This window comes from Nocardia takedensis NBRC 100417 (assembly GCF_000308695.1).
Taxonomy (GTDB): Bacteria; Actinomycetota; Actinomycetes; order Mycobacteriales; family Mycobacteriaceae; genus Nocardia; species Nocardia takedensis.
In genome coordinates this window covers 1-1,137 of sequence record NZ_BAGG01000111.1, presented here as the reverse complement: position 1 = coordinate 1,137, position 1,137 = coordinate 1, and the positions used below count along the sequence as shown (strand labels likewise).

Below are 1,137 nucleotides of genomic sequence, written 5' to 3'. Positions count from 1 at the left end.
GTGGCGAGTACGGCATCACCGCTGATGATGTGGTGTTGTTCAAGACTCCGGCGACGTTCGATGTGTCGGTGTGGGAGTTGTTCGCGCCGTTGTCGGTGGGTGGTCGGATCGTGGTGGCGAGTCCGGATGGTCATCGTGATCCGCAGTATCTGGCGGAGGTGATCCGTGCGCAGCGGGTGACGATGACTTCGTTCGTGCCGTCGATGTTGACGGTGTTCGCGGGCAGTGTGGATACGGCCGATGCGGACGCTCTGTCGTCGTTGCGGACGTTGTTCGTGGCGGGTGAGGCGTTCACCGCCGATGCCGTCAGGGCGATCCGTAAGGTCAGTGACGCGGAACTGTTCAACTTGTATGGTCCGACGGAGTTCACCGTCCACGCGACGCATGCTCCGGTGGCGGTGGATGTCGAGGGTGCGGTGCCGATCGGTTTGCCGGTGTGGAACGCGCGGGCTTACGTGCTCGATTCGCGTTTGCATCCTGTTCCGGTGGGTGTGGCGGGTGAGTTGTATCTGGCCGGTGATCAGTTGGCGCGTGGTTATTACGGTCGTGTCGATCTGACGGCGGATCGTTTCGTGGCCGACCCGTACGGGGTCGAGGGTTCGCGGATGTATCGCACGGGTGACTTGGTGACCAGGTCGGCCGATGGTGCGATCGTCTATTTGGGTCGTACGGATTTCCAGGTGAAGGTGCGTGGTCTGCGTATCGAGCTCGGTGAGATCGAGACGGCGTTGACCTCGCATGATGCGGTGGCGCAGTCGGTGGCGTTGGTGCGTTCGGATGCGCGTACGGGTGATCAGTTGGTCGCCTACGTGGTGCCCGTGGCAGGTGCGACGGTCGAGGTGGACGCCCTGCGTACCCACCTGAGCGGATTGCTGCCCTCCTACATGGTGCCTGCGGCGATCGTGGTGCTCGAGGCGATGCCGTTGAGCCCGAACGGGAAGCTGGATCGTCGGGCTCTGCCGGAGCCGGTGTTCGAGGCGCGGGAGTTCCGTGCGCCCTCGACGCCGATCGAGGAGATCGTGGCGAACACCTTCGCGGAGGTGTTGGGTATCGCGGGGGATCGTCCGGTGGGTTTGGATGACGATTTCTTCGATCTGGGTGGTAACTCGCTGATCGCGACCCAGGTCGTGGCCCGCC

The 1,137-nt window shown here is 63.4% G+C and carries 1 protein-coding gene; it reads left to right on the top strand.

Translation table 11 applies throughout. From position 1 onward, the window contains the following. On the top strand, nt 1-1,137 hold a 1,137-nt coding region (locus tag ON30_RS23765), incomplete at both ends, for an AMP-binding protein (RefSeq protein WP_040710297.1).